The sequence below is a fragment of the Gammaproteobacteria bacterium genome, assembly GCA_028819075.1.
In the GTDB taxonomy this organism is placed as follows: domain Bacteria; phylum Gemmatimonadota; class Gemmatimonadetes; order Longimicrobiales; family Gaopeijiaceae; genus BD2-11.
In genome coordinates, this window is the sequence record JAPPMM010000012.1 from 1 (window position 1) to 25162 (window position 25162).

Below are 25162 nucleotides of genomic sequence, written 5' to 3' on the forward strand. Positions count from 1 at the left end.
CAAATATAACGCCACGGAAATCGGCTTCTCAGGATGCCCTGTAGTCGCCGAAGTGGCGGCGGGAGACCTTCGGAGGAGGATGGGGGCCGCGAAGGCTGTCAGCGAGTCCGTGAGAGCCCTTGGCGGGCAGGCGAATCTGGAATCTCGGACTCCGCCGAATCGCGCACTCCAAAGTTGTCAATGGCAGATTGGGACGCTCGAATGTGAATTTGGGAAAGCCACGCGCTGATCCTCGGCGTCACGAGCGCCGAACCAGGTCAATGGCGAAACGGGACCCGCGAATGGTGAATTCGGGACCGCCGCGCGCTGATCCCCGGCGTCACGAACTCCGAACCAAAGGTCAATGGCGAGACGAGACTCGCGAATGTGAATTCGGGCCCACCGAGTGCGGGTCCTCCTCCGTCGGGAGCGGCCTGCCAGGTCAATGGAGGAACCGGATTCGCGAATGTGAATCCGGGCCCGGCGAGTGCGGGTCCCCGGCGTCTACCAATCTGCGAGGGAAGGTCCGTCGGGCATCACCCTCCGGCCCGGCACGATCAACGCGGTCGCCAGTACCTGGCGCGCCAGCAGCGCCCGGCCTCGCTAGCCCTGCATCGGCACGCTTTGCGTGCGCACGATCAGCTCGATGTCCCAGATGGCCTCGGCGACCGCCCGGCCGATCAACTCCATCCTGCGCACTTCGTCGATCCGCTGCTGGACGTTCTTCAGCTCGCGCCTGGAAAGCAGGAACTTGAAGATGCCGCAGGCATCCGCGAGCGCGATGATGACGATGTCCCGGGGATCGGGAATCATGTCGCTGAACAGCACCTCCATGATGCGCAGCTTCACCTCGCGCTCCGCCTTGCCGTCCACGACCGGATAGCGCCGCGAGCGGAAGACCCACAGGAAACGCTCGTCCTGGCGCGCCAGGATGCCCTTCGAGACGAGCCGATCGAGCGCCGTCTCACGGATCTCCGCGGCCCGGCCCGCGGCATGCTCCACCCAATAGCGCGCGTCGTGGGTTTCCGTGGCCCGTGCGATCTCCTCGAGCATCGGATCCAGAAGGCTGTTCCCGACCGGCGTCGCGTCGACCAGGAAAAGCTTCTCCGGATCGGTGTCGATCCGGTTCTCGAGCGCCAGGTCCATCAGCACGCCGCCGCCGAGGGCGTAGTTGAGCGACCAACTGGGGACGTGCGCAAAGGTGCCGTTCTCGTCATCGAGCAACAGCAGCAGGATCTCTTCCGGGAATCTCAGCACGGCGGCTTCTCCGCTGGGGTCCGTGACGCCGACAAGGCGACTGCCGTCATTATGTCCTGTTTGTCGATGAACGGGAACCCATCGACGGCAATGCGGGCGAACCCCGCTCCAGGGCCGCCGTTCGCAGCGCGTCCAGGAATCCATCCGACAGCCGGCCGCTCGCCACCTCCTGCACCGGCCCCCGCAGGACAACCTCCAGCTCCGGGGACACGTACACCTGCAGCGTGCCGCCCTCCATGCGCACTTCGACATCGCCGTAGTCCACGACTCCGCGCCTCGCGGCCGCAACCGCCGCCGCGCAGGAGCTGGTTCCCGAGGCCCGGGTGCGCCCCACGCCCCGTTCCCAGATCGCGATTTCGATGGAGCCGCGCGAGACCGCCCGGGCCAGCTGCACGTTCACGCCCGCACGGAATGCATCGTGGGCCGTCAGGAAGGGACCAAGGCGCGAGAGGGCTGCTTCCGACAGGTCGTCGGTGAACACCACGCAGTGCGGGTTGCCGACGCTCACCAGCGTACAGTCGAGCGTTCCCTCGGCCGGGTGCGCCAGCGGCCGCCCCTCCCGTCCGGGAGCGAGCCCGGCATCGGCCGGGTCGAGCGATGCGCGGCCCATCTCGACGGAGACGTCGTAGAGCCCGGCGCCCAGGTGTTCTTCCACGCGCATGCGGATGCGGTCTCCTCCTGCCTCCACCGCGAACCCCTCGTGGCCGATCCAGCCCCGCGACGCCGCGCACGCCGCGAAGACGCGCAGGCCGTTGCCGCTCCGCTCGAACTCGGAGCCGTCCGGGTTGAACATGCGCAGGCGCCACGGGCGCTCGTCCGGCGACGAGTGCAGGACGATGCCGTCCGCGCCCACGCCCCGCCATCGGTCGCAGACCGCGCGTACCGCCTCGCGCGACGCGGCCCATCCATCCCCGAACGGGAAGACGAGATAGTCGTTGCCCAGGCCGTGGCCCTTGAAGAACCGCGCTCCGGCGCGTGGACGGTCGGCGGTCACTAGGGATGAAGCCGCCGGCTGCTCCACCCATCCCCCTCACGCTGGAAGAGAAGACGATCGTGCAGCCGGTCCGTGCGCCCCTGCCAGAATTCGATGCGCTGGGGATGCAGGCGGAAGCCGCCCCAGAAATCGGGCAGAGGCACTTCCCCGCCCTCGAACCTCTTCTCGATCTCGCGCACCCGGCGCGCCAGCATCCCACGGTCCCCCAGCGGCTCGCTCTGCCGCGACGCCCACGCGCCGACCTGGCTCCCGCGGGGGCGAGTGCGGAAGTAGGCGGCCGAGGTCTCCCGGCTCAGTTGGGTGACGTCGCCCTCGACGCGCACCTGGCGCTGGAGCACACCCCAGTGAAAACAGAGGGCGGCCCGGGGATTGGCGGTCAGCTCATCCGCCTTGCGGCTGCCCAGGTTGGTGTAGAACTCGAACCCGTCCTCGGCGAAGTCCTTGAGCAGCACCATGCGCGCGCTGGGCGCACCATCGGCGGACGCGGTCGCAAGGGTCATCGCCTCGGGCAGAAGCATGCCGGCCTTGCGCGCGGCTTCGAACCACTGCCCGAAGAGCTGAATTGGGTCGAGGCCGGGATCCGCATCCGGGAGCCCGCGGGTCAGGCCGCGTCCGAGCGAGAAGACGAGGCGAAGATTGGATCTGAGCGACATGCGAACATGCTACCGCCCGAAGCGGGCGGGGGAAAAGGGTGCCAGGCGCGGGTCAGCGGTGCCCGTAACGTGATTGGCGACCATTTCGCCCGTCACCGCCGACAGCGTGAGCCCCAGGTTGCCGTGACCCACCGCCACCGACAGGCCGGCGACATCGCCGACAGGGCCGATGAAGGGCAGCCCGTCCGGGGACATCGGCCGGAGACCGCACCACTGCGACACCGGTGGCGCGTCCCCCAGGCCGGGCAGCCAGGCACGGGGCTTCAGCGTGAGCTGTTCGAGCCGGACAGGGTTGAGCTCCAGGTCGTAGCCGGCGAATTCCATCGTCCCCACGAAACGCACCCGCCCTTCCAGCGGCGTGCAGATGATGCCCGTCTCGCGATTGGTGCAGGCGACGCGCATGGCGGGCGCCCCGCCCGGTCCCACGGCCACCTCGCGGTGGTATCCCTTTCCGGGCTGAATGGGGAGGCGGCTGCCGGCCTGTTCCGCCAGCGCCGGACTGAACGGACCGGTGGCCAGTACGACCGCGTCGGCGTCGACCCGCCCGCCATCGGCGGTCTCCACGCCCCGCACCGTCCCACCTGCGACCATGAGGCGTCGCACCGCCACCCCCTCGCGGATCGAGACGCCTCTCCGGCGCGCGGCCTCCGCCAGACCGAGGAGGAAGAGATACGGGTCCAGAATGCGGGTTTCGGGAAACAGGACTCCGCCCGCCACCCGGGGATCGAGCGCCGGCTCAAGCTCGCGAGCCTGGCCGCCGTCCACGACTTCGGGGTGGTAACCGCGCCCGCGCATCAGCGCCGCATCGGCCCGTGCCTTCGCCATGGCCTTCCCGCCGACGCAGACCTCCAGGTAGTTCCCGCTCCGGTAGTCGCAGGCGATCCCCTCCTCGTCCACCATGGCATCGAAGCAGTCGAGCGTATCCAGCCCCAGCGGAGCCAGCGTCTCCAGACAGCGCCTCTCGTGCCGGCGGGTACAGTGCCGGGCGAACTCGGCCAGCCAGCGCCAGACGCCCGGGTCTCGGCGCGACCGCACGTACAGGGGACTCCGCTCGTCGAAGAGGCGCGGCAGCGACTGGCGGACCTTGCCCGGCCGGTTCAGCGGAGGATGCCCGGCGGCCACGATCCCGGCGTTGCCGCGCGAGGCGCCCGCGCCCAGCCCGGCGCGCTCGAGCACGACGACGTCCACTCCACGCCGCGCCAGTTGCCACGCCGAGCAGAGACCGACGAGGCCTCCGCCCACGACGACGACGCGAAAAGTGGACATGGCGGCTCCCGGAGGCTGTGGTCACGGCGGTTGGTCAGCCCGCCCTACCTTGAGCCCCGCCAGGCTGTTCCCTCCCCCGCGCGGCGGAGCGGCACGGCCCTTCGCTCGCGTCGCCGATCTGCACTCCGTGGTCGGGCGCGCGTGTGGCGGAAGAAGGGCTTGACGCGGTATATAGTACGCTCTGGGTGCCAATTCACCTGAACACGGCTGCAGGCGATGAAACTCTGCTTACTACCCGCGTTGGCGAGCGAACGCGACACGAGCTCGAGGCATACCGTCCCCACACCTCGATGGTTCGGTTCCGGTGCGAAATGGGCGGCCCTTCTGCTCGCAGCCTGCAGCCCATCCGCAGCCTCCACACCTGACGGGCAGACGCCCGGCCCGGGACCCGGCCCCGTAGCGGGAGGCCCGGAGCAGGTCGCGCACCAGGTGGTGACGGTGGTCGACGACCTGAGCAACCCGTGGGCGGTGGCCTGGCTCCCCGACGGGGACATGCTGGTGACCGAGCGGCCGGGCCGGCTGCGCATCGTGCGCGACGGCACGCTGCTGCGCGACCCCGTCGAGGGCGTGCCGGCAGTGCGCGCGCGCGGCCAGGGCGGCCTCCTGGACGTGGCGCCGCACCCGGACTTCGCCGGCAATCGCCTGCTCTACCTGAGCTTTGCGGCCCAGCATGACGACGGCGGTTCGAGCACCATGGTCGTCCGGGGCCGCTTCGAGAACGACGCGCTCACCGGGGTCGAGGAGGTCTGGGTCGCCCAGTCCCGGGGCCGTGACCACTTCGGTTCGCGCATCGCCTTCGACGCCGACAACTACCTCTACATCACCGCGGGCGACCGTCAGGTGTCTCCCCGGGGCGGGCTCTCCGAGCTGTCGGCCCATCCCGCGCAGGACCTCTCCACCCACCACGGCGTGGTCGTCCGCCTGCACGACGACGGCCGCATCCCGGCCGACAACCCGTTCGTCGGACAGGAGGGAGTGCTCCAGGACATCTACAGCTACGGTCACCGCAACGCCCAGGGCATGGCCTTTCACCCCGAAACCGGGGACCTGTGGCTGAACGAGCACGGGCCGCAGGGGGGCGACGAAGTCAACCTGATCCTTCCGGGCCGCAACTACGGCTGGCCGGTGGTCGGATACGGGGTCAACTACGGGAGCGGGTCGAGGATCCACGTGGGCAGCCACCGGGACGGAATGGAGCCGCCCGCGCACTACTGGGTGCCCTCCATCGCCACCTCGGGGCTGATGATCTACACCGGCGACCGCTTCCCGCAGTGGCGCGGCTCCATGTTCGTGGGCGGGCTGGCCGGCCAGCAGTTGGCGCGGCTGACCCTCGACGGGCAAACCGTCACCGGCGAGGAGACGCTGGTCCGCCGCCAGGGCCGCATCCGCGACGTGCGCCAGGGCCCGGACGGGCTCATCTACCTGGTGTTCGACCGGCCCGGCATGGTCGCCCGCCTGGAGCCGGGCAGCTAGCCCGGCCCGCCCGGCGACCGTTCATGGCGGAACACGACAAGCAGACCAGCCCGCGGGGACGCGCCATCGGGTTCTGGCTCGGGGCGGGCTGCTTCCTGCTGCTGCTGGCCTTTCCGATCGATCCCGCCAACCTGCCGGCAAGCCGCCTCGCCGCCGTCGCGAGCCTGATGGCGATCTGGTGGGTGAGCAACGCGCTCCCGCTCTTCGCGACCGCCATTCTTCCGCTGGTGCTCTTTCCGCTCTTCGGCATCATGTCCGGGAACGACGTGGCCCCGGTCTACTTCAACAGCACGATCGTCCTCTTCCTGGGAGGGTTCATGATCGCGCTGACCATGGAGCGGTGGAATCTCCACAAGCGCATTGCCCTCGGCATCATCCACGCCGTGGGAGGCGGGCCGGCGCGCATCATCCTGGGCTTCATGGTGGCAGCCGCCTTTCTCTCCATGTGGATCTCCAACACCGCCACCGCGGTGATGATGGTGCCGATCGGGCTCGCGATGGTGCTTCAGGTCGAAGAGACCGCCGGCACGACGCACTCGCGCACGTTCACCATCGCCCTCATGCTGGGCATCGCCTACGGCTGTTCGATGGGCGGGCTGACGACGCTGGTCGGAACACCTCCCAACCTGTCCTTCCAGCGCATCTTCCAGATCATCTTCCCCGAAGCGCCTCCCATCGATTTCGGCACCTGGATCGTGATGGGTCTTCCGATCGGTGTCACGATGATCGGGGTGGCCTGGCTGCTGCTCACCCAGGTCCTCTACCGTCCATCGCCGGAAGTCCGGATCGAGAGGGATGTCCTCGAGCGCGAACGCGCCGGCCTGGGCCCGATCTCCTTCGAGGAGCGCTCCGTGGCGATCGTCTTCGCCATGACCGCCCTGCTGTGGGTCTTCAGACGGGATCTGGAGCTCGGTTTCGCGACCGTCCCCGGATGGTCGAACCTGCTTCCCTACGCCGGCATGATCGACGACGGCACCGTTGCCATCGCCATGGCCTCGGTGCTCTTCTTCATCCCGACCCGAAACAGGGCGCCGCGCACTGTGGGCGTCGGGGCCGGGCGCGCGATCCCGAAGTGGCTGGGGGCGCTTGGCTGGGCCGTCCGTTTCGGCACCGCGAACCGCGTGATGGGCGCGGAGGTGATTCCTCGCCTGCCCTGGAACATCGTGCTGCTCTTCGGAGGCGGATTCGCCCTTGCAGCCGGCTTCCAGGGGACGGGGCTCGCGAACATCATCGGCAATCAGTTCCAGGGCCTCGGCGGGCTGCCGGACTTCGCCGTCATCCTCCTGGTGTGCCTCACGCTGACCTTCCTTACCGAGCTGACCAGCAACCTGGCCACCACGGAGATGATCCTCCCGATTCTCGCCTCCGTCGCGGTGCTGACCGGAATGAACCCGCTCATGCTGATGGTTCCCGCGACGCTGTCGGCGTCGTGCGCCTTCATGATGCCGGTCGCGACACCCCCCAACGCCATCGTCTTCGGCAGCGACCGCATCTCGGTGGGGGAGATGGCGCGCGCGGGCATCGTCCTGAACCTGATCGGGGCGCTGGTGATCGCCACGGTGGTGCTGACGCTGGGAGAGACCGTCTTCGGCATCGAATCAGGCGTGATGCCGGACTGGGCGACGGAGGCTGCCGCCGGGGAGGTCGGCGGCTGACCCGCGACCCGGCGTTCGCCGTTCGACCAGACCCGGCGGCAAGACAGGCAGTCCAGGAGGCGACCTCATGGCGGACCATCGACCACCGACCAGCCGGCGGACGCAGGCGATCGGCTTCTGGCTCGGCCTGGGCTGCTTCCTCCTGCTGCTGGCCTTTCCGGTGGATCCGGACAACGGACCCGCAAGCGGCCTCGCCGCGGTTGTGAGCCTGATGGCGATCTGGTGGGTGAGCAACGCGCTGCCGCTCTTCGCGACCGCTATTCTGCCGCTGGTGCTCTTCCCCCTGCTCGGCATCATGTCCGGGAACGACGTCGCGCCGGTCTATTTCAACGGCACGATCGTCCTCTTCCTGGGAGGCTTCATGATCGCGCTCTCCATGCAGAGGTGGAACCTGCACAAGCGCATAGCCCTGGGCATCATCCACGCGGTGGGCGGCGGACCCTCGCGCATCATCCTGGGCTACATGGTCGCGGCCGCGTTCCTCTCCATGTGGATCGCCAACACCGCCACCGCCGTGATGATGGTGCCCATCGGGCTCGCGATGGTGCTCCAGGTCGAGGAAACCGCCGGCGTCAAACACTCCCGCACGTTCACCGTCGCCCTCATGCTCGGCATCGCCTACGCCTGTTCGATGGGCGGCGTGACGACGCTGGTCGGAACCACTCCCAACCTGTCCTTCCAGCGCATCTTCCAGATCATCTTCCCCGAAGCACCCCCGATCGAGTTCGGCACCTGGATGGTGCTGGCCACGCCGGTCGGGATCACGATGGTCGCGGTGTGCTGGTTCATCCTTACCCAGGTCCTCTATCGCCCGTCGCCGGAAGTTCAGATCGACCGGGATGTCCTCGAGCGCGAGCGCGCCGGGCTCGGTCCGATCTCTTTCGAGGAGCGTTCCGTGCTGGTCGTCTTCACGATCACCGCAGTGCTGTGGATCTTCCGGCGGGACCTGGAGCTTGGTTTTGGAACCATCCCGGGCTGGTCCAACCTCCTGCCCTTCCCGGAGATGATCGACGACGGCACCGTGGCCATCACCATGGCGGCGGTCCTCTTCTTCATCCCGAGCCGGAACCAGCCCCCGCGCGCGGCGAGCGAGGCGGTCGCCGGCCCCACCCGCAGGTGGCCGCGGCCGCTTCGCCGGGCAGCCCGCTTCGCAACCGCGAACCGGGTCATGGGCGCGGAGGTGATCCCGCGTCTGCCGTGGAACATCGTGCTCCTCTTCGGAGGAGGTTTCGCGCTTGCGGCCGGCTTCACCGACACCGGGCTGGCGAACATCATCGGGAATCAGTTCCAGGGACTCGGCGGGCTGCCGCCCATCGTCGTCATCCTGTTGGTTTGCCTCACGCTCACCTTTCTCACCGAACTGACCAGCAACCTGGCCACCACAGAGATGATTCTCCCGATCCTGGCCTCGGTGGCGGTGGTGACGGAGATGAATCCGCTCACGCTGATGCTCCCCGCGACACTCTCCGCGTCGTGCGCCTTCATGATGCCGGTCGCGACGCCGGCCAACGCCATCGTCTTCGGCAGCGACCGCATCTCGGTCGGGCAGATGGCGCGCGCGGGCATCATGCTGAACCTGATCGGGGTGATCGTGGTCACCACCGTGGTGATGCTGCTGGGAGAGGCGGTCTTCGATTTCGACCGCGGGGTGATGCCCGATTGGGCGACGGACGCGGCTGCCGCGGAGGTCGGCGGTTAGCGTGAGGTTCTACCGCCCCAGACCCTCCGCACAGTGTTGCATTCCCGGGTTGGCAACGTCCTGTTGCATTGTCCGTTTGGCAACATATTGTTGCATCTGCGGATTTGCAACACCCTGCAGAGGGGCCGGTAGCCCCTAGTCGTCCCTCTTGCGGCGTCCCGCGACGGCGCTCCGGATGGCCGCCTCGAGGCGTTGGGGGTGGTCGCTCCCCACGTAGAGCTTCCGGTCCTCGTCGAGCTCGACCACGACTGCGCGATCGCCGCGGGCGGTCCAGGCCTTCTTCTTGCCCGCGCCGCGCACTCCCCAGCCGCCGAACTCGAGCAGCGGCCGGTAGCGCACGCTCTCCAGCGAGACGATGCTGTCCAGCGGCACCGTCTTGCGCACGAGCCGCACCGTGCCCAGGTGCATAACGATGCGGCTCTCCTGCACCAGCACCGTCAGCCCCCCCAGCACCATGCGCAGACCCCATCCCCCGGCGAGCATGGCCGCGCCCGCGGCCAGCCGGAAGAGCATGCCGCCGCCCGAGGTGACGAACACGGAATACGCGCCCGACACGATGGCCGCGCCATAGATGAGGTCCACCCAGAACGCCCAGGGCGTGCGCTCGCGGTAACGGGTCTGTTCTTCCGTCTTCACTTTGCGCTCCGGTCCGGATGCGGTGAGGAGAACGCTCCTTCGGCAGTCATTCTACCACCCCCTGGTCGTTGTCGCCCGCCACCGGCGGAAGCTCTGCCAGCCGACTCCGCAGGAAGCGCTGCAGGATTCGGTATGTGAGTCCCCATACCGGATGGCCCTCGACGCGGTAGCAGGGGAATTCCCGCTTCCCCGCAGGCGTCTCCACCGCAACCGCGGAGCGCGCCCCGGGAGCGCTGAGGTCGGCGACGGGCACCCAGTATACTGCGGCGATCTCGGCGCTCGCCACGCGCGCGTCGGCGTCGCGCGACAGGCGAAAGACGAAAGGGGCGATCACCAGCCGGGGAATCGCCCGCGATGTCGGCTTCAGGTCGGGAAGCCGGCCCAGGAGCGTGCCCGAGCGATCCAGATCGATCCCGACCTCCTCCCGCGTCTCCCGCACCGCGGTTTCGCGCAGATCGATGTCCTCGGGATCCCGGCGCCCCCCGGGGAGCGCCATCTGCCCCGACCAGGGATCGCGCGGCGAATGCGCCCGGCGCACGAGCAGGAAGGACGGCTCCGGATCGCGGCGCACCACGAGCGCGACCGCCGCCTGCCGGGCGGGATCGTCCCCGGCCACCATCCCGCCGCTAGCTCACCACCCTCCTTCGCGCCCTCGGCCCGTCCTTCTGCAGGAGGTACGGGACCCCCTTGGTGATCCAGTCCGGAGCCGGATCGCCCTTCAGGTAGTGCCCGAACCACTCCAGGATGCGGTTCTGGTAGTCCAGCTGGTTGGGTTCCTCGGCCAGCCCGTGGTTCTCGCCCTCGTAGACCAGCATCACCATGTGCTTGCCGGCCCGGCGGGCGGCGTTGTAGAACTCGACCCCCTGGTTGAACTCGACCGCGCCGTCCTCCGTCCCGAACATCATCAGAAGCGGCGTGTCCAGGTTCTCGATGTGATGGACCGGAGAGTTGTTGAAGTAGGAGTCCCAGTCCTCCCACCACGGCACCTGCATGCGTCCCTGGCTGATCTCGAAGATGCGCGCGTCGGTGCCCCCGCTGTTCCAGTAGAACGACAGGTACATGCTCATGAGGTTGGTGAGGGGCGCGCCCGCCACCGCGCTCGCGAACAGGTTGTCCTGGGTGACGAAGAAGGTCGTCTGGTAGCCGCCCCAGGAGTGCCCGATCAGCCCGATCCGCTCCGGGTCGATCAGCCCCGTCTCCAGCACGGCCGCCACCGCGGGGCGCAGCGTCTCCACGTTGGACTGTCCCGGCCGGCGGTCGCGGTAGACGACGTCCGGGCGGAAGACGAAGTACCCCTCGTGGGTCCAGATCTGCTGGTTGTAGTAGCGGGTCGGATCCGGCACCTGGTACTGGTGCAGTCCCTGCGACAGCAGCTCGTAGTGATAGACGATCATCGGGTACTGCCGGCCCGGCTCGTAGTCGGCGGGATAAGTCAGCGCTCCCTGCAGGCGCCGTCCCCACTCGTTCTCGTACTCAACGAGCTCGGTGCGTCCCCAGGCATAGTCGTCCTGGAAGGGGTTGGTGCGCGTGACCTGGCTCGCGTCGTCGAGATCCGGCCCGGTCGCAAAGTAGTCCGGTGAATCGTCGAAGCGCTCGCGCCGGAAGACGAAGACGTCGGCGTCCCGGGCCTTTCGCAGGGCGCCGCCGAAGGAGCCGTAGGAGGCGTCGTCCCAGATAAGGGATTCGAGGTCCTGGCCGGGGCGGGCCCGTGAGAATCCCGCCTCCTTGGTCCACTGCCCGTAGGTGGAGTAGTAGATGGGCTCGCCGGGGTCGAAAGCCTCGGCTTCCCGGTCCGGCTGCATGGCGCGGTAGCGCACTTCATCCTCCGCGCCCCGGGTCCGGCGGCGGCCACCCGAGCCGTCCGCCTGCACTTCCCAGACGTCCCAGCGGTCGTTGATCAGCACGGCCTCGTCGTCCTCCGTCCAGCCGGCCAGCCCGAACGCGGGCATCTGCTCCCGGGTGGGGGTCAGGTCCAGGTTGACGAAGGTCCCGCCCAGCCCCCCGGTGATGTTGCGCGTCTCCCCGCCGGAGAGGTCATGGCTCCACCAGTCCTCGCCCTCGAACCACACCACGTAGCGGCCCTCCGGGCTCCCCTGGGCCCCCAGCGTGATCCGCTCCCGGACCAGCGACTCCGCGCCAGAGCCCGTATCCACCGAATACAGGTCGTAGAACTGCTGATTGAACATGGCGTCCACGTCGTAGGGGGTCTCGTCGCGGTTGAGGACGTGGCCACCTCCCTCCAGCAGCGTTGTCTGGTCGGCGCGGTCGCCGCCGAGCATCAGGAAGCGCCCGTCATCCAGGTGCCATGCGGCGATCTGGTTGCGCTGCCGCAATTGGCGCTCGCGCACCCTCTGCTGAGGCACCGGATCGACATCGAGGGTGTGCCAGATCTCGACGCCGGCCCGCTCGTCCTCCTCGTCGTCGCCTGCCTCCCCCTCGTCTCCTTCGCCTTCCGCATCCTCTTCGCCCTCGGGATCGCCCTCCTCTTCATCACCCTCCGCTTCTTCTTCGCGCTCTCCTTCATCCTCCGGCACCGGGATCCGCTCCTGATAACCCAGGAAGAGAACGGATCCGTCCTCGGACCAGGACGGCGAGCGGTGCTCGACCACGCGCTGCCCGGGGAGCAGCGTCGGGGATTCGCGCGGATCGACAACGAGGGCCTCGCCGTCGCCTTCGTCGAGGTTCCGCCATGCCAGCACGACGTGCGCCGTGTCCTCGTGCTCGTCGTCCGTGTAGGTCTTGAGCACGACCAGATCCGCCGCCTCTTCGCGCCAGGAGAGTCGCCGGTACTCGGCCTCGCCCGCGTCCAGCGAGCTGATGCGGCCCGACTCGGGATCGTAGAGGCGGACCCCGTTGCCCACGCGGTCTTCGGCATCCACGGTCATCGCCAGCAGATGTCCCTCGTCCTGCCACGCGAGCGCGCCGACGTTGCCGAAGCTTATCGAGGCCCCCGAAGCCAGACTCCGCACGATGGCGTCCGCTCCCGCGCTCTCCTGCTCCTCGGGCTCGTAGCGCCGCAGCGCGAGATGGCGCCCGTCCCCCGAGAAGGAGAAGGACGAGATGTCCTCGATCGTCTCCTGCTCGCCCGTGCGCAGGTTCAGCAGCCCCATGTCGTTGCGCACCGGCTCGCGACGCTCCTGCAGCGCCTCCCGCTCATCGGGGGAGATGCCGATCGCGTAGGCGAGCCAGGCCCCGTCATCGCTGAACTGCGGGCTCCGGCCGAACGGGACCACCACCACCGAGTCGGAATCGGTGCGGTGGATGCGCAACTCGGCTTCCTCGTTGACCCGGCTGATGCCAACCGCCAGCCAGAGCCCGTCGGGCGAGAGCGTCGCCTGGCCCAGGGTCTCCCACTGGCCGTAGTCGTCGGGGGTGAGCGTGGGCTTCTGTTGCGCGGATGCCTCCGCGGCCCACGCGGCGCCGACGGCCAGGAGAACGAGTAAGTGATTGTGCGGCAGCGATTTCATGCTCTTCCTCCTGCTTGTCCTTCATGATCGCGCAACAAAATACGGTGCGCGCTGGGTTCGATTTCGGTTCCGGGCCGCGAAACGCCGCTATGACACGGCGCCCCCGGAGAGTGCCTTCACCAGCCGGTACAGGAACTCCTGGCCCTCGAAGAAGCTCTCGACGCCGATACGCTCGTCACGGCCGTGGGCTCGCACGTCGTCCATGTCTCCGAAGATGCCGCTCACCCCGTACACCGGGATGCCGGCGTTGCGCAGGTAGAGCGCGTCGGTTGCGCCCGTGGACATGACCGGCAGCACCAGCACGCCCGGCCACATCTCGTTCGTGATGCGCTCGATGGGCCCCAGCACTTCATCGGTGAGGGGGGATGGCGGGCTTGCCGTCGGGGTTCCGCGCGGCTCTACGGTGACGTCGAAGGGGGCGGCAAGTTCCGCCAGGGCGGCGTGCACGTCCGCGGGATCGTGTCCCGGGAAGATGCGGCAGTTGACGTTCGCGCGCGCCAGTTGGGGCAGCGCGTTCTGGGCGTGGCCCCCTTCGAGCAGGGTCGCGACGCAGGTGGTGCGCAGGCGGGAGTTATAGCCGGTCTCGGCCGCCAGCACGCGGGCGGCCTCCGCATCCCCCGGGTTCGCCAGCAGACCGCGCATCGCCTCGCCCATCTCGCCTCCCACCAGATCCGCGGAACGTCCGAAGAACTCCTCGGTGATCTCGTTGAACATGACCGGGAAGTCGTGGTCCTGCACCGCGAGGAGCGCGTTCGAAAGATCGTAGATGGCGTTCTTGCGAACCGGCAGCGACGAGTGCCCGCCCGGGTTGGTGGCGGTGAAGAAGAAGGAGAGATAGAGCTTCTCCGCGGCCTGCACGTTGTTGGAGAGCCGCTGGCCGTTCTGCGACATCCCGCCGCCGCCCTCGTTCAGGGCGTACGCCGCGTCGATCAGCTCGCGATGCTCTTCAAGGAGATACGCGACACCGTTGCGCGGCCCGCCCTCCTCGTCCGCCGTGAGCGCCACGATGATGTCGCGGTCCGGGACGAAACCTTCCTGCTGCATGCGGATCAGGTTGACGGTGTAGATGGCCGCCTCGTCCTTGTCGTCGATGACGCCGCGGCCGTAGAAGTAGCCGTCCCGCTCGATGAAGTCGAAGGGCGGAAGATCGGGGCTCCAGTCCTCGGGGAGGGCTTCGACGACATCGATGTGCGCGAGCAGCAGGATCGGCGCGAGCCCGGCGTCGCGGCCCCTCAGCCGCGCCACCAGGTTGCCCTTGGCGGGCGCGTCGTCGGGGACCAGGACGTGGACATCCTCCTCGGGGAAACCCGCGTCCAGGAGAACCCGCGCCGCCGCCTGCGCGGCAAGGGTGTTGTTGCCGCGCTCGGTGTTGGTGGTGTTGATCTCGACCAGCTCCTCGAGGAGCGACCGGGCCATCTCCATGTACTCGGGCGGCGAGGTGTTCTGGGCTGTGGCCGTGCCCGCAGCGAGAGCCGTCGCGCCGATGGCGGACAACGCCACGGACGCGGCGATGACGAGGGGATTCTTCATGTCGGGAAGACTCCGGTTGTCGGACGTCGGGTGGGTCGGAATACAGGGATCCGGCAGGCCGGGATGCAGGTTCTGGAAGGTGCCCGCGGAGAATGTGTCAGGCAAGCGGAAACGGCGTCCTGGCAGCCTCGATGGGGGCACGCGCGCGGGGTGCTCTGTCGAGACCCGCTCTTGTTGGCCAGTTAAGGCCAGTTTTGGCGAACAAGAGAGGGAGGCGACGAGAGCAACCCTATCCCTCGGGCACCAGTCTGCGGTGCTCGAACCCCGTGCTCGTGTGGGCGACCAGTTCCAGTCGGCCGTCCAGCAGGTCGTGCATGAGGCGAGTGGTGAGCGGCGTCGCGCGCGTCACGTCGGTGACGTCCGGCCCGGCTAGGCGGAGCACCACCACCCCACCCCCCTCCCCGTCGGCCGCGGGGGTCCGCCGCAGGACCACCCCCAGCGCGTCCCCCGGCTCGACCCCCGCGAGCGCGATGCGATACGAGAGCGTGCCGGTCGGCAGATCCAGCAGGAAGGCGCCGTCAACGCCCCCCTGCGGCGGGTCGAGCGCGACCAGCACGGGATCCGGCGGGCGTCCCCGGTCGAGGGGCGGCGTGCGCAGCGGTGCCCGCCGCTTCGGGCTGGCCGCCTCGAGCGCGTAGGCGAAGCCGACCAGGCGGGCGTCGTCGAGCGCGCGGCCGAGCAGCTCGAGGCCCGCCGGCACCTCCACCTCGGTGAACCCGGCCGGCACGGTGAGCGCCGGAAGCCCGGTGTTCGCGCTCAACGAGCAGGTGGAGCCGACCGGGGCCGCCCCGATCAGCGCGGTCTCCTGGCGCATGGTCGGGTAGGCGAGCGCGTCCAGCTCCATCTCGTCCATGAAGCCGACCACCGCCTCCCGCAGGGCCTGCCGGCGGGCCATCACCTCCGCGTACTCGTCCGCGGGCTGCTCAGTGCGGGCGATACGCCGCCGGAAGGTGCCGTCCAGCGCCTCGTGGTGCAGCCCGGCCTCCACGATCTCCTCGAGCGTCGACACCGGGGCGTCCGGGACCCCGGCCAGATAGTCCATCAGGTCGAACTTGAACTCCAGGTCGATCAGGCCGGTGCCCGAGAGGAGGCTGTCCAGGTCGGGGATGGCCACGTCCACCACCTCGGCCCCCAGCGAGTCCATCTCGGCCAGGGCGGCGCGCACGACGTCCGTGATGCGGCCCCCGCCCCCGCCCTCCTCAAGCCAGTCGGCCAGCACGCCGATGCGGGCGCCCTCCAGCGCCGCCGGGTCGAGGGCGGCCTGGAAGTCCGGCACGCCGCGCCCCTCCAGCACGGCGGTGGCCGGGTCGGCCGCGTCCGGTCCGACCGTCGCGTCCAGGGTGATCGCCAGGTCGGTGACGGTGCGCGCGAGCGGGCCGCCGGTGTCCTGCGAGTGCGAGAGCGGCAGGATTCCGTCGATGCTCGACAGCCCCTTGGTCGGCCGCAGCCCGAACAGGTTGTGCACCGCCGCCGGGATGCGGATCGACCCGCAGGTGTCGCTCCCCCACGCCACCGCCGCGAAGCTCGCGGCCACCGCCGCCCCCGTCCCCCCCGAGCTCCCGCCCGGGTTGCGCGCGGGCTCGTAGGCGTTGCGGCTCTGCCCGCCCAGCGAGCTGATGGTGGTGATTCCGGCGGCCAGTTCGTGCAGGTTGGTCTTCCCCACGATGACCGCGCCCGCCTCGCGCAACCGCGCCACCTGGAAGGCGTCGTCGGGCGGCATGAGCCCCGAGAGCGCCAGGCTCGACCCGGTGGTCGGCATCCCGGCCACGTCGTAGTTGTCCTTCATGAGCACCGGGATGCCGTGCAACGGCCCGCGCACCGTTCCCGCCGCCCGCTCCCGGTCGAGCGCGTCGGCCTGCTCGCCCGCTCTCGGGTTCAGCCGCGTGATGGTGTTCAACTCCGGCCCGGCCACGTCGTACACTGCGATGCGGTCGAGGTAGAGATCGACGAGCTGGCGCGAGGTGACCCGGCCCTCCTCCAGGGCCCGCTGCAGGTCGGGAATGGAGGCCTCCGCGACCTCGAAGTCGGAAACTGCGGCCCCGCCGTCACATCCGGCGACGGCAAGCGCGACTACGGCCAGCAGCGTGGCATGGAATCCCTTGCGCATGGAAACTCCTCGGTGTGGGACGCGATCCTTCGGCAGATCGCGCCGGCGATCGGACTACAACCGCGACAGACGCGTCGGCACGTCAGGCGCCGGCCTCCCCTCCCGGCTTCCGCAGCAACGCCCCCTTGCCGCCCACGCGAACGAACGGGAGATCGTGCCGGTCGATGAATTCGCGATAGGCCTGCAGAGCGCCGTCGCACCAGGCAGGCTCGACGCAATCGTCCAGAACGATACCGCCGCCGGGAACGATCCGGGGCCAGAGCGCCTCCAGCGTCACCGCCGTGGGCAGATAGAGGTCGACATCCAGAAACACCGCACCGATGGGGCCGATCTCGTCCCAGTTCACCTTCGAGCAATCGCTCTCGATGATGCGGTAATTGCTGTAGCCCAGCCGGGCGAGGCTGTAGTCGAAGACGCGGGCGCTGCCGTACGAGTAGTCGGAGAGCTCGCGGGCGCGCTTGCGTCGGTTCTCGACCTCGTAGTCGATGCTCTCCCGTGTGAAACCGGCGAAGGTGTCGACGAACACGACCGTCCGGGGATCACCGGTAGTTCGCAGATGCTCCAGGAGAAAAACCGAGGTGTCTCCCCGCGCCACTCCGATCTCCACGATCGCGCTTCCGGTGCCACGGGTAGCGTCGATCAGCCCGATCATTGCCGCGAGCTCGCCCGGGTCCACCCAGTAGCGGTATTCGGGAAGCATCGCGTTGCGCAGACCGGGCAGCCGGTAGACGATGCGCTTGATCATGGTCATGAGCCCGCGCGCCCGCCGGTTCAGAACGCGCACCAGGGAAATCGATGCGCCCACACCGGGGCTCCGTGGCACCCGTGGCATCGTTGGGGTCGGGGAGGGGGGCATGGTCCGGGGACTGGAGATCGATTGGAGGCTCGGCGGTGTCGCGAGATGCGCGCATTCCATGATTGCAGGAAACGCGGGCCCGGAAAAGATGTAGCGGAAGCGAGGACAAGAGCGATCGATGATCCGCGACCAATCGTGCCACGGATCACCCCCCGCGACTGGCGCAATCCCACGGACCGCGTCACTGTCTTCTGGAGCGTTCCCAGAGCACCCGAACCACGCACTCCCATGAACGACGACGACGCCCACCGCCGGAAGACCCGCCGCGATTCCGGGGTCGAAGACCACGCAACCGGAGCCCCCACCGCCCTGAACCGCCGCGACTTCCTGAAGGCCGGCGCGCTCGGAGTGGCTGCGGGTGCGGCCGCCGGATGCACCGAGCCCCGAGCCGAAGCGGCCATGACCGGAGCTCAAGCCCAGGCCTCGGCCACCGGCGCCACCCCTCAGGGACTCCCCACCCCCCCGGCTCAGCCGCTCGCCGCCCCGCCCCTCGATCCGGTGCGCATCGGGTTCGTCGGCGTGGGCGGGATGGGCACCGCCCACGTACGCAACCTTGTGCGCATCGACGGGTGCGTGGTGACCGCCGTGTGCGACATCCGCGCCGAACACGCCGAGCGGGCCGCCGCCATCATCGAGGAGGCGGGACATCCCGGCCCCGCCCTCTACACCCGCGGCGAGCGCGACTTCGAGCGGCTGTGTGGCGAGGCGGATCTCGATCTGGTCTACACCGCGACCCCGTGGCGCTGGCACGTCCCCGTCTGCGTCGCCGCCATGGAGAACGGCAAGCACGCCGCCACCGAGGTCCCCGCAGCCTACACCCTGGACGACTGCTGGCGGCTGGTCGAGACCGCCGAGCGCACCGCGCGTCATTGCGTGATGATGGAGAACGTGAACTACGGCCGTGCCGAGCTCCTCTGCCTCAACCTCGTGCGCCAGGGGCTGCTCGGTGAGATCCTGCACGGGGAGTGTGGTTATCTGCACGACCTGCGCGAGATCAAGTTCGCCGACGAGGGCGAGGGGCTCTGGCGACGCGCGCACTCCTGGACGCGCAACGGCAACCTCTATCCCACCCACGGCCTGGGCCCGGTCGCCAACTGCATGGACATCAACCGGGGCGACCGCTTCGCCTCTCTGGTGTCGATGAGCAGCCCGTCGCGCGGCCTGCAGGAGTGGGCGGCGATCCACTACGGCACGGGGCATCCCAAGCGTGCCGAGACCTTCGCGCTGGGCGACGTCAACGCGAGCCTCATCCAGACGGCGATGGGACGCACCATCTACGTCGCCCACGACACCAACCTGCCCCGCCCCTACGACCGCATCAACAAGGTCCAGGGCACGCGCGGCATCTTCCAGGGTTACCCGGACCGCGTCTACATCGAGGGCCGTAGCGAGTCCCACCGATGGGATGACGCCGAGGCCTGGTACGGCGAGCACGAGCATCCGCTCTGGAGCGCGCTGCGCGAGGCCTCCATCGGCGCCGGACACGGCGGCATGGATTTCATGGAGGATTATCGGCTGATCAAGTGCCTGCGGGAGGGCCTCCCCACCGACATGAACGTCTACGACGCCGCGGCTCTGAGTGCCGTCTGCGAACTCTCGGAGATCAGCGTAGCCCAGGGAGCCGCGCCCGTCCCCTTCCCCGACTTCACGCGCGGAAAGTGGCGGGATTGGCAGCCGTGGCCGATCGTGACGGCGTAGGAGCAACGATGACATCTCCCGAGCGCCGGATGTCGCTCCGCCTCGCTGCGGCGCTGTCCGCAACGGCCTTCTTCGCCGGCTGCGCCTCCCCGGCCGCCGACGACCCGGACGCCCCGCTCGAACTGAGCGCGTCCAACATCGAAATACTGGGCACCTCCGAATCCCTCGCGGTCGTGCAGGATCTCGAGGTAACGAGCGACGGCTCCGTCTGGGTCTTCAATTCGGTCGAGCCCTACTTCATTGGATTCGGCCGGGATGGCGAGCTCCTCGGCGCGCACGGACGCGCCGGAGGCGGGCCCGAGGAGTTCCCGATGCCCTCGGCCTTCCTCGCTGGAGGATGGGAGGGCGAGGCGTGGGTCTTCGACCTCAGGCGCCACGCAATGATCCGGATCTCGCGGCCGGACGCGGACTGGGCGGAGATCCCCCTGCGGTCGGAGTCCCTTCCGCCCGGCAGCATTCGGGGCGGCATGAACCTGCTGAGCGCCGCGGTCCGAACCGCGAGACTCGGCGGCGAGATCATCGTACCCCGCCCGCGCCCGCCGGGGGAGGCGGGCATGCTCGGGCTCCGTCTCTCGCTGCTGGGATCCGATCTGGTCGCGGTCGACCCCCAGACCGCCGGGACCCGAATCCTCGTGACCCTGGGTGACGTGCTCGACGATCCATCCGGAGACTTCGTCCCCAGCGAGGGCGGATTCCCGCAGTGGTACAGGCTGTGGGCCGCGTGCGGCGATAATGTCGTTCGCGCCTACGACAGGGTGCGGAATCAGCTGCGCGGCTTCGACGCGTCGGGGTCAGAGGTTGCGCCCGTGGACCTTCCGCCCGTTCCCTTCACCGAGGTCAGCCCGCGCCAGTTCGCCGGCGCGGTGTTCGAGCTGAGGCAGGCCGAATTGACGGGAGACGTGAGGGGCAGGCTCGGCGAAGCGGACCGGCAGCGGCTCCTGAACCAGATGGCCCAGGGCGTGAGCGGCAGCCCGCAGGAACTCGCGACCTACCTGCCGCACTATGTGGACTTCCGCTGCGGTGAAGACGGGACGATGTGGCTGCACCCGTTCGACCCCGACGCCGGTGGACTGAACGGCGGTCCGCGGTGGCTGCGCGTCTCTTCGGACGGAGTCGCGCGCGATGTGCTCCTGCCCGACCGGTTCGACGCCCTGCGCTTCTCGGATTCGCGCATCTGGGGCGTCTACCGGGACGAGTTGGATGTCCCGTCGGTGGCATCCATCCCGCTGCCGGCGGGCTGAGGGACCCTACCGCCTCCCCTCCGTCGCCACCGCTCTTCCATCCATCAGGTAACGATCGAAAAACCGGTCCGTCGCGTCGAAGGTGGTCAGCCAGCGCTCGTGCAGCAGGAAGTCGTGCACGTCGTCGGGGAAGACGATGAGCTCGTGGGGCACGCCCTGCGCCCGCAGCAGCTGCACCAGCCCGACGGTCTGCGAGAAGGCCACGTTGCGGTCGTCGTCGCCGTGGATGAGGAGGACCGGCGAGGTCCAGTTCTCGATCTCCGAGATCGCGGATGACTGGTACGACACGGATTCCGGGTCGATGGAGTTGCCCCACAGGTGCACGCCGGCGATGTCCACGCCCGCCGCGAAGAGATCCGAGTCGCGCGCGAGCCCCTGCGCCGTGAGGATGCCTCCGTACGACAGGCCCCAGAGCCCGATGCGCGCGGGATCCACGTCGGGGCGGTCGCGCAGGTACTCGCCGGCGGCGCGGATGTCCTGGTACTCGGTGTTGCCCTCCCGTCCCCGCCCGGGCGCGTTGCGGAAGTCGCGGCCGTAGCCGATGCCGCTCCGGTAGTTCACCGACAGCACCAAGTACCCCTTGTTCGCGAAGTACTGGTTGATGGCGTAGGCCATGTGGTAGAAGTGCATGTAGTGGTAGCCGAGCAGCATCTGCCGCCGGGATCCCCCGTGGATGAAGATGAGCGCCGGGCGCTGTTCGCCGGGCTCGAGATCCGGGGGCATGAAGAGCTGGTTGTAGAACTCGAAGCCGTCCTCGGCGTTGAGGGTGACGGCTTCGGGCACGACGTGCTCGCTCAGCGGATAGCGGGCGGGAAGCTCGCGGATGGTCCTCACGTCGCCGCTCGAGGCCGGCGCGACCGCGACCGTAAGCGGATGGCTCGCGCTGGCGGTCAGCAGCGCCACCTGCTCGCCGCTCGCCAGCACCGCCGGGTTGGTCTCGACGCCGTCGCCCCGGGTGAGCTGCCGCGCGCTTCCGCCCGCGGTGGGCACGCGCCACAGATGGCGCCGGTCGATGTCGCCCGCGTTGGTGGCGTAGAAGAGGGTGCGCCCGTCCGGCGGATCGCGAGAGGCCAGAATCAAGGCAGAGAATCGTCTAAAGTCATACAGGGCTGCACGATCTGCGCTCTCTGCCGTTGGGCTGGACCCTGCTGGACCGTGCCCCCACGGCGGGGAAAACTGGTTTGAATGGCGGGACTTCTGCACCCAAGCCTGCTCTTTGCTGAAGCTCCCTTTAAGCCCCCGCCTCGCTCAGTCCTTCGGAAGGCCATCCCGCCCACCGAGATCCTTTCGGGCATGGCACAGCTACCTCGGGATCGAGAGCGGCAGCCCGCCGTCCGTCGGTGCTAGCGCGATTCGCTGCGGCGGGTCTGTCTCACGCTCTCTGGGATCTGTAGGGAGCCTAACGGAACACAGGACTTTCAGCCAAATCCTCCCGTTGCGGCCAGCGCAGCGGGTCTGATCACGGGGATTCTCGGGAAGACGTAACCGCCCGAATCGCTGAGCGAACGGTCCTGCAATGAACGCGATCCATTGCTACCTTTCTCTCCATGAGTTCTCATCTCCGCCACTGCGGTTCCCGGCCGAGGCTTGCCTCCCCGGCAGGTCGCTTCTCAGACGGGGACCGCACTGATCACTAAAGCGGGTCCGTCGATAGGCCTCGTCGCTCGCGTCCTCGCTTTCGCCGCGGCGGTGGTGGTGGCCGTCACGGCCTGTGGAGACGATCCGATGACACCGGCCGCACCCGCCCCGCCCGTTCCCACGACGGTCGCGATTTCGCCCACATCGGCGGCATTCCATTCAATCGGCGACAGCTTACGAATGATCGCTACGGTGAGCGACCAGTACGGCCAGGAGATGACCAATGTCGCTGTCGCGTGGAGCAGCAGCGATGCGTCCGTCGCCACCGTGACGGAAGGGCTCGTTACCGCAGTGGGCAACGGCAGTGCGACCGTGACCGCCACGGTCGAGGCGGCGACGGCCAGCGCGGAGGTGGCAGTGGACCAGTCGGTTGCCGAACTGGCCGTGTCTCCGGCTGCACATACGCTGGTCGCTATCGGTGATACGGTTCGGTTTGTGGCGGAGGCGCGGGATGGGAACGGGCATGTCGTGACGGGCGCGGAGTTCGTGTGGTCGTCGGATGACGAGTCGGTCGTGACCGTGGACGCTCAAGGACTGGCGACAGCGGCGGTGAACGGAGTCGCACGGGTTACGGCAACATCCGGGTCGCAGTCGGCGAGTGCCGAAGTAACTGTGGAGCAGGAAGTAACGGAGGTGAGCGTGTCGCGGCCACCAACCGTCTTGGAGGCGTTCGGGGACACCTTGCGCCTGTCGGCGGAGTCAGTGGACGCAAACGGCCATGCGGTGGTGGGAACGGTATTCACGTGGACATCGGGTGACACGCTGGTGGCCGTGGTGGACAGCGCTGGTCTAGTGACGGCTGTGGGAAACGGGAAGGCGGAGATCGTGGCGGCGGCGGGTCCGGTGTCGGGGACTGCGTCTGTGACGGTCGCTCAGAAGCTGGGCACGGTCGCGGTCTCACCCTCGACCGGTACGCTGGAGGCGCTCGGGGACACGGTGCGCCTGTCGGCGGTCGCAACGGACGACAACGGCCACCAAGTGTCGGGGACCGCGTTCATGTGGTCATCCCGCGACACGCTCGTCGTTGAGGTGGACATCGCCGGATTGGTGACGGCTGTGGGGAATGGGACCACTTCGGTTGTCGCCGTTGCCGGCGAGGCGCTGGACGAAGCGATCATATCCGTGATGCAGTCGGCGGCCTCGGTCATCGTGGCTCCGGCTACCGACTCGATCGCGCCTCGCGATACGTTGCGCCTCTCGGCGGAAGTGATGGACGCGAATGGCCACGCGGTCTCCGGGGCAAGGGTCAGGTGGTCGTCAAGCGACAGGTCTGTGGCGACGGTGGGCGCTTCCGGTCTGGTACGCGGTGTCACCGAGGGTACCGCCACAATCAAGGCCGTGGCTGGGACCGCTCACGGCTCCGCGCAGATTACCGTGTTCAACCCGGATCGAGCGGTGCTGGTCGCGCTTTATGAAGCGACGGATGGGCCGAACTGGGTGAACAGCGAGAACTGGCTCACCGAGGCACCGCTCCGGGACTGGTACGGCGTCATAGCTTACGACCAGGATCGGGTTTGGGGCCTGCGCCTCCGTGAGAACGGACTCAGCGGCCCAATCCCGTCGGAGCTGAGTAGCCTCACTTATTTGCAGGGGCTGAACTTGGAACGCAACGCGCTCGAAGGCCCCATACCCCCCGACCTCGGTGGGCTCACTGGCCTCCGTCGGCTAATCTTGGGCGCGAACGCTCTCAGCGGCCCGATCCCCGCGGAGCTCGGCAACACAAGCTTGGAAGACCTATGGCTTGGCGGTAACAACCTCGCGGGTCCGATGCCGCGCGAGTTGGGCAAACTCAAGAATCTCAGATTCCTTGATGTTGCCGACAACCCTGATCTACGAGGAGAGATCCCGAATGAAGTCTTGGCGTTGAATCTGGATTTCTTTGAGTCCTACGCCACTGGCCTGTGTGTGCCTCGGACGGGAGATTTCGAGTCGTACATCTCGCGGGACGGCTGGGTCGGCTACGTTTGCGGCGAAACGGATCCGGGCTTTCAGATCCAGCTGCTCTTCCATCCGGATGTTCCCGCCTACATCCGTGAAGTGTGGAACTCCGAGGCGGAATACTGGATGGAGATACTGCGGCAAACGGAAGCGCCCGACGTGTTCGGGGAGTCGCCCTGCCATCTCTGGGGCTGGGAGCCGTCCTTACCTGACCCCATCATCGACGATCTCGTCGTGACGGTATCAATGGGCGAAGGGCACCGTGGAGGAATCTGTGGGCTCCCAGCGCACTTGCGCCAGCGTGTCACCTATGCTGGCGGTGTGACTTTCGATTCGGTCTTCGTTCGCGAGATACGCACGCATCCCGACCGGGCTGAATTGCTTAAGAGCAGCGCGCGCCACGAGCTTGCCCATGTCCTCGGGATCGGTACGCTCTGGCGTACCCGCGGCCACCTCAAGAACGCGAGCACGGCGGAAAGAGTTTTGGACACTTATGTCGTCTTGCCGCTCGCGACGAGAGCTTTCGACGCCGCCGGCGGCGCGAGCTACACCGGACCGAAGATACCGGTGCATCAGCTTGGTCCCGGCCGCAATGGGCACTGGCGGGGTTCGATGTTCGGGCGTGAACTCATGACACCGGGCAATGGTCGGCTGACTAGCGCGGTGACGCTTCAGTCGCTTGCAGACTTCGGCTACAAGGTGGATCTGAGTCTCGCCGATCCGTATAGGCTCCCCAGCGCAGCTTCCCTTGGAGCGGACGCATCGCTTTTCAAGCCGTATTGGGAGGCCCCGCCTGCGGTTGTGGTGTGTCGTCGGCGAAGTCAGCTACAGACGGGGCGGGAAGGCCTTTCTACGGGGTCATCTCCTTCGGCGCGCCCGGTCTCCGCTCCAGCATCCGGGCACCTTGGTAGGGTACTCAGAGCCATCCCCTCGGGCTCCGGTGCGCTCATGGATGGCGACGGTCCCTGGCGCTGCCCCCCGAGATGAAACAGCGTTAGATGGTCAAGCCAGCCAGCCAGCCAGTATCCATGTCAAGCGGAAGCCGCTTTTCTTGGTAGAGACCTGCCTCGCGGCG

17 protein-coding genes are annotated in these 25162 nt (G+C 68.3%); 6 read left to right on the forward strand and 11 right to left on the reverse strand.

Features of this window, described 5'->3' with window-relative positions; translation table 11 throughout:
- Nucleotides 1–582: 582 nt before the first annotated feature.
- Genes OXU32_00945 through OXU32_00960 form a run of 4 tightly spaced genes read right to left on the reverse strand, consistent with a single transcriptional unit; the run spans nucleotide 583 to nucleotide 4149 of the window.
- A complete protein-coding gene (locus OXU32_00945) occupies nucleotides 583–1236 on the reverse strand; it encodes a GPP34 family phosphoprotein (GenBank protein MDE0072536.1) in 654 nt (217 codons plus the stop codon).
- A gap of 49 nt (nucleotides 1237–1285) precedes the next feature.
- Nucleotides 1286–2230 carry a diaminopimelate epimerase gene (dapF, locus tag OXU32_00950; protein ID MDE0072537.1) on the reverse strand — a complete coding sequence of 315 codons (945 nt, stop codon included), beginning with the start codon at nucleotides 2228–2230 and terminating at the stop codon, nucleotides 1286–1288.
- Nucleotides 2230–2883, reverse strand: a complete 654-nt coding sequence (pdxH, locus tag OXU32_00955; GenBank protein MDE0072538.1) for a pyridoxamine 5'-phosphate oxidase — start codon at nucleotides 2881–2883, stop codon at nucleotides 2230–2232. Before pdxH ends, dapF begins: the two co-directional genes overlap by 1 nt.
- Before the next feature lie 9 nt (nucleotides 2884–2892).
- The gene (locus tag OXU32_00960; protein ID MDE0072539.1) at nucleotides 2893–4149 is read right to left on the reverse strand and encodes an FAD-dependent oxidoreductase; all 1257 of its coding nucleotides are present in this window, start codon (nucleotides 4147–4149) and stop codon (nucleotides 2893–2895) included.
- A 438-nt stretch (nucleotides 4150–4587) separates the two neighbouring features.
- On the opposite strand from OXU32_00960, the gene OXU32_00965 reads away from it, so the two are divergent.
- From OXU32_00965 to OXU32_00975, 3 genes are all read left to right on the forward strand, one after another.
- Nucleotides 4588–5622, forward strand: a complete 1035-nt coding sequence (locus OXU32_00965) for a PQQ-dependent sugar dehydrogenase (GenBank protein ID MDE0072540.1) — start codon at nucleotides 4588–4590, stop codon at nucleotides 5620–5622.
- Between the two features lie 23 nt (nucleotides 5623–5645).
- Nucleotides 5646–7277 carry an SLC13 family permease gene (locus OXU32_00970; GenBank protein MDE0072541.1) on the forward strand — a complete coding sequence of 544 codons (1632 nt, stop codon included), beginning with the start codon at nucleotides 5646–5648 and terminating at the stop codon, nucleotides 7275–7277.
- Between the two features lie 67 nt (nucleotides 7278–7344).
- Complete coding sequence (locus OXU32_00975; protein ID MDE0072542.1) at nucleotides 7345–8976, forward strand: SLC13 family permease; 1632 nt, start codon at nucleotides 7345–7347, stop codon at nucleotides 8974–8976.
- Between the two features lie 135 nt (nucleotides 8977–9111).
- On the opposite strand, the gene OXU32_00980 is transcribed toward OXU32_00975, so the two are convergent.
- The 6 genes from OXU32_00980 to OXU32_01005 form a co-directional block, all read right to left on the reverse strand.
- Entirely contained in the window at nucleotides 9112–9612 is a 501-nt protein-coding gene (locus OXU32_00980; GenBank protein ID MDE0072543.1) for a hypothetical protein, read from the reverse strand.
- Nucleotides 9613–9658: 46 nt separating this feature from the next.
- The gene (locus tag OXU32_00985) at nucleotides 9659–10231 is read right to left on the reverse strand and encodes a CoA pyrophosphatase (GenBank protein ID MDE0072544.1); all 573 of its coding nucleotides are present in this window, start codon (nucleotides 10229–10231) and stop codon (nucleotides 9659–9661) included.
- Nucleotides 10232–10238: 7 nt separating this feature from the next.
- Complete coding sequence (locus tag OXU32_00990) at nucleotides 10239–13079, reverse strand: prolyl oligopeptidase family serine peptidase (protein MDE0072545.1); 2841 nt, start codon at nucleotides 13077–13079, stop codon at nucleotides 10239–10241.
- A gap of 87 nt (nucleotides 13080–13166) precedes the next feature.
- Nucleotides 13167–14609, reverse strand: coding sequence for a M20/M25/M40 family metallo-hydrolase (locus OXU32_00995; protein ID MDE0072546.1), 1443 nt, complete (start codon nucleotides 14607–14609; stop codon nucleotides 13167–13169).
- 229 nt (nucleotides 14610–14838) lie between these two features.
- Nucleotides 14839–16716, reverse strand: coding sequence for an amidase family protein (locus tag OXU32_01000; protein ID MDE0072547.1), 1878 nt, complete (start codon nucleotides 16714–16716; stop codon nucleotides 14839–14841).
- 82 nt (nucleotides 16717–16798) lie between these two features.
- Complete coding sequence (locus OXU32_01005; protein MDE0072548.1) at nucleotides 16799–17521, reverse strand: class I SAM-dependent methyltransferase; 723 nt, start codon at nucleotides 17519–17521, stop codon at nucleotides 16799–16801.
- A gap of 279 nt (nucleotides 17522–17800) precedes the next feature.
- Here OXU32_01005 and OXU32_01010 point away from each other — a divergent pair, with 279 nt between their 5' ends.
- Both OXU32_01010 and OXU32_01015 read left to right on the forward strand, forming a co-directional pair.
- The gene (locus tag OXU32_01010; GenBank protein ID MDE0072549.1) at nucleotides 17801–19270 is read left to right on the forward strand and encodes a Gfo/Idh/MocA family oxidoreductase; all 1470 of its coding nucleotides are present in this window, start codon (nucleotides 17801–17803) and stop codon (nucleotides 19268–19270) included.
- An 8-nt stretch (nucleotides 19271–19278) separates the two neighbouring features.
- A complete protein-coding gene (locus OXU32_01015; GenBank protein ID MDE0072550.1) occupies nucleotides 19279–20511 on the forward strand; it encodes a hypothetical protein in 1233 nt (410 codons plus the stop codon).
- Nucleotides 20512–20517: 6 nt separating this feature from the next.
- Here the strand turns inward: OXU32_01015 and OXU32_01020 are convergent, their stop codons facing one another.
- A complete protein-coding gene (locus OXU32_01020) occupies nucleotides 20518–21591 on the reverse strand; it encodes a prolyl oligopeptidase family serine peptidase (protein MDE0072551.1) in 1074 nt (357 codons plus the stop codon).
- 645 nt (nucleotides 21592–22236) lie between these two features.
- Between OXU32_01020 and OXU32_01025 the strand changes: the two genes are divergently transcribed.
- A complete protein-coding gene (locus tag OXU32_01025; protein ID MDE0072552.1) occupies nucleotides 22237–25074 on the forward strand; it encodes an Ig-like domain-containing protein in 2838 nt (945 codons plus the stop codon).
- Nucleotides 25075–25162: the final 88 nt, after the last annotated feature.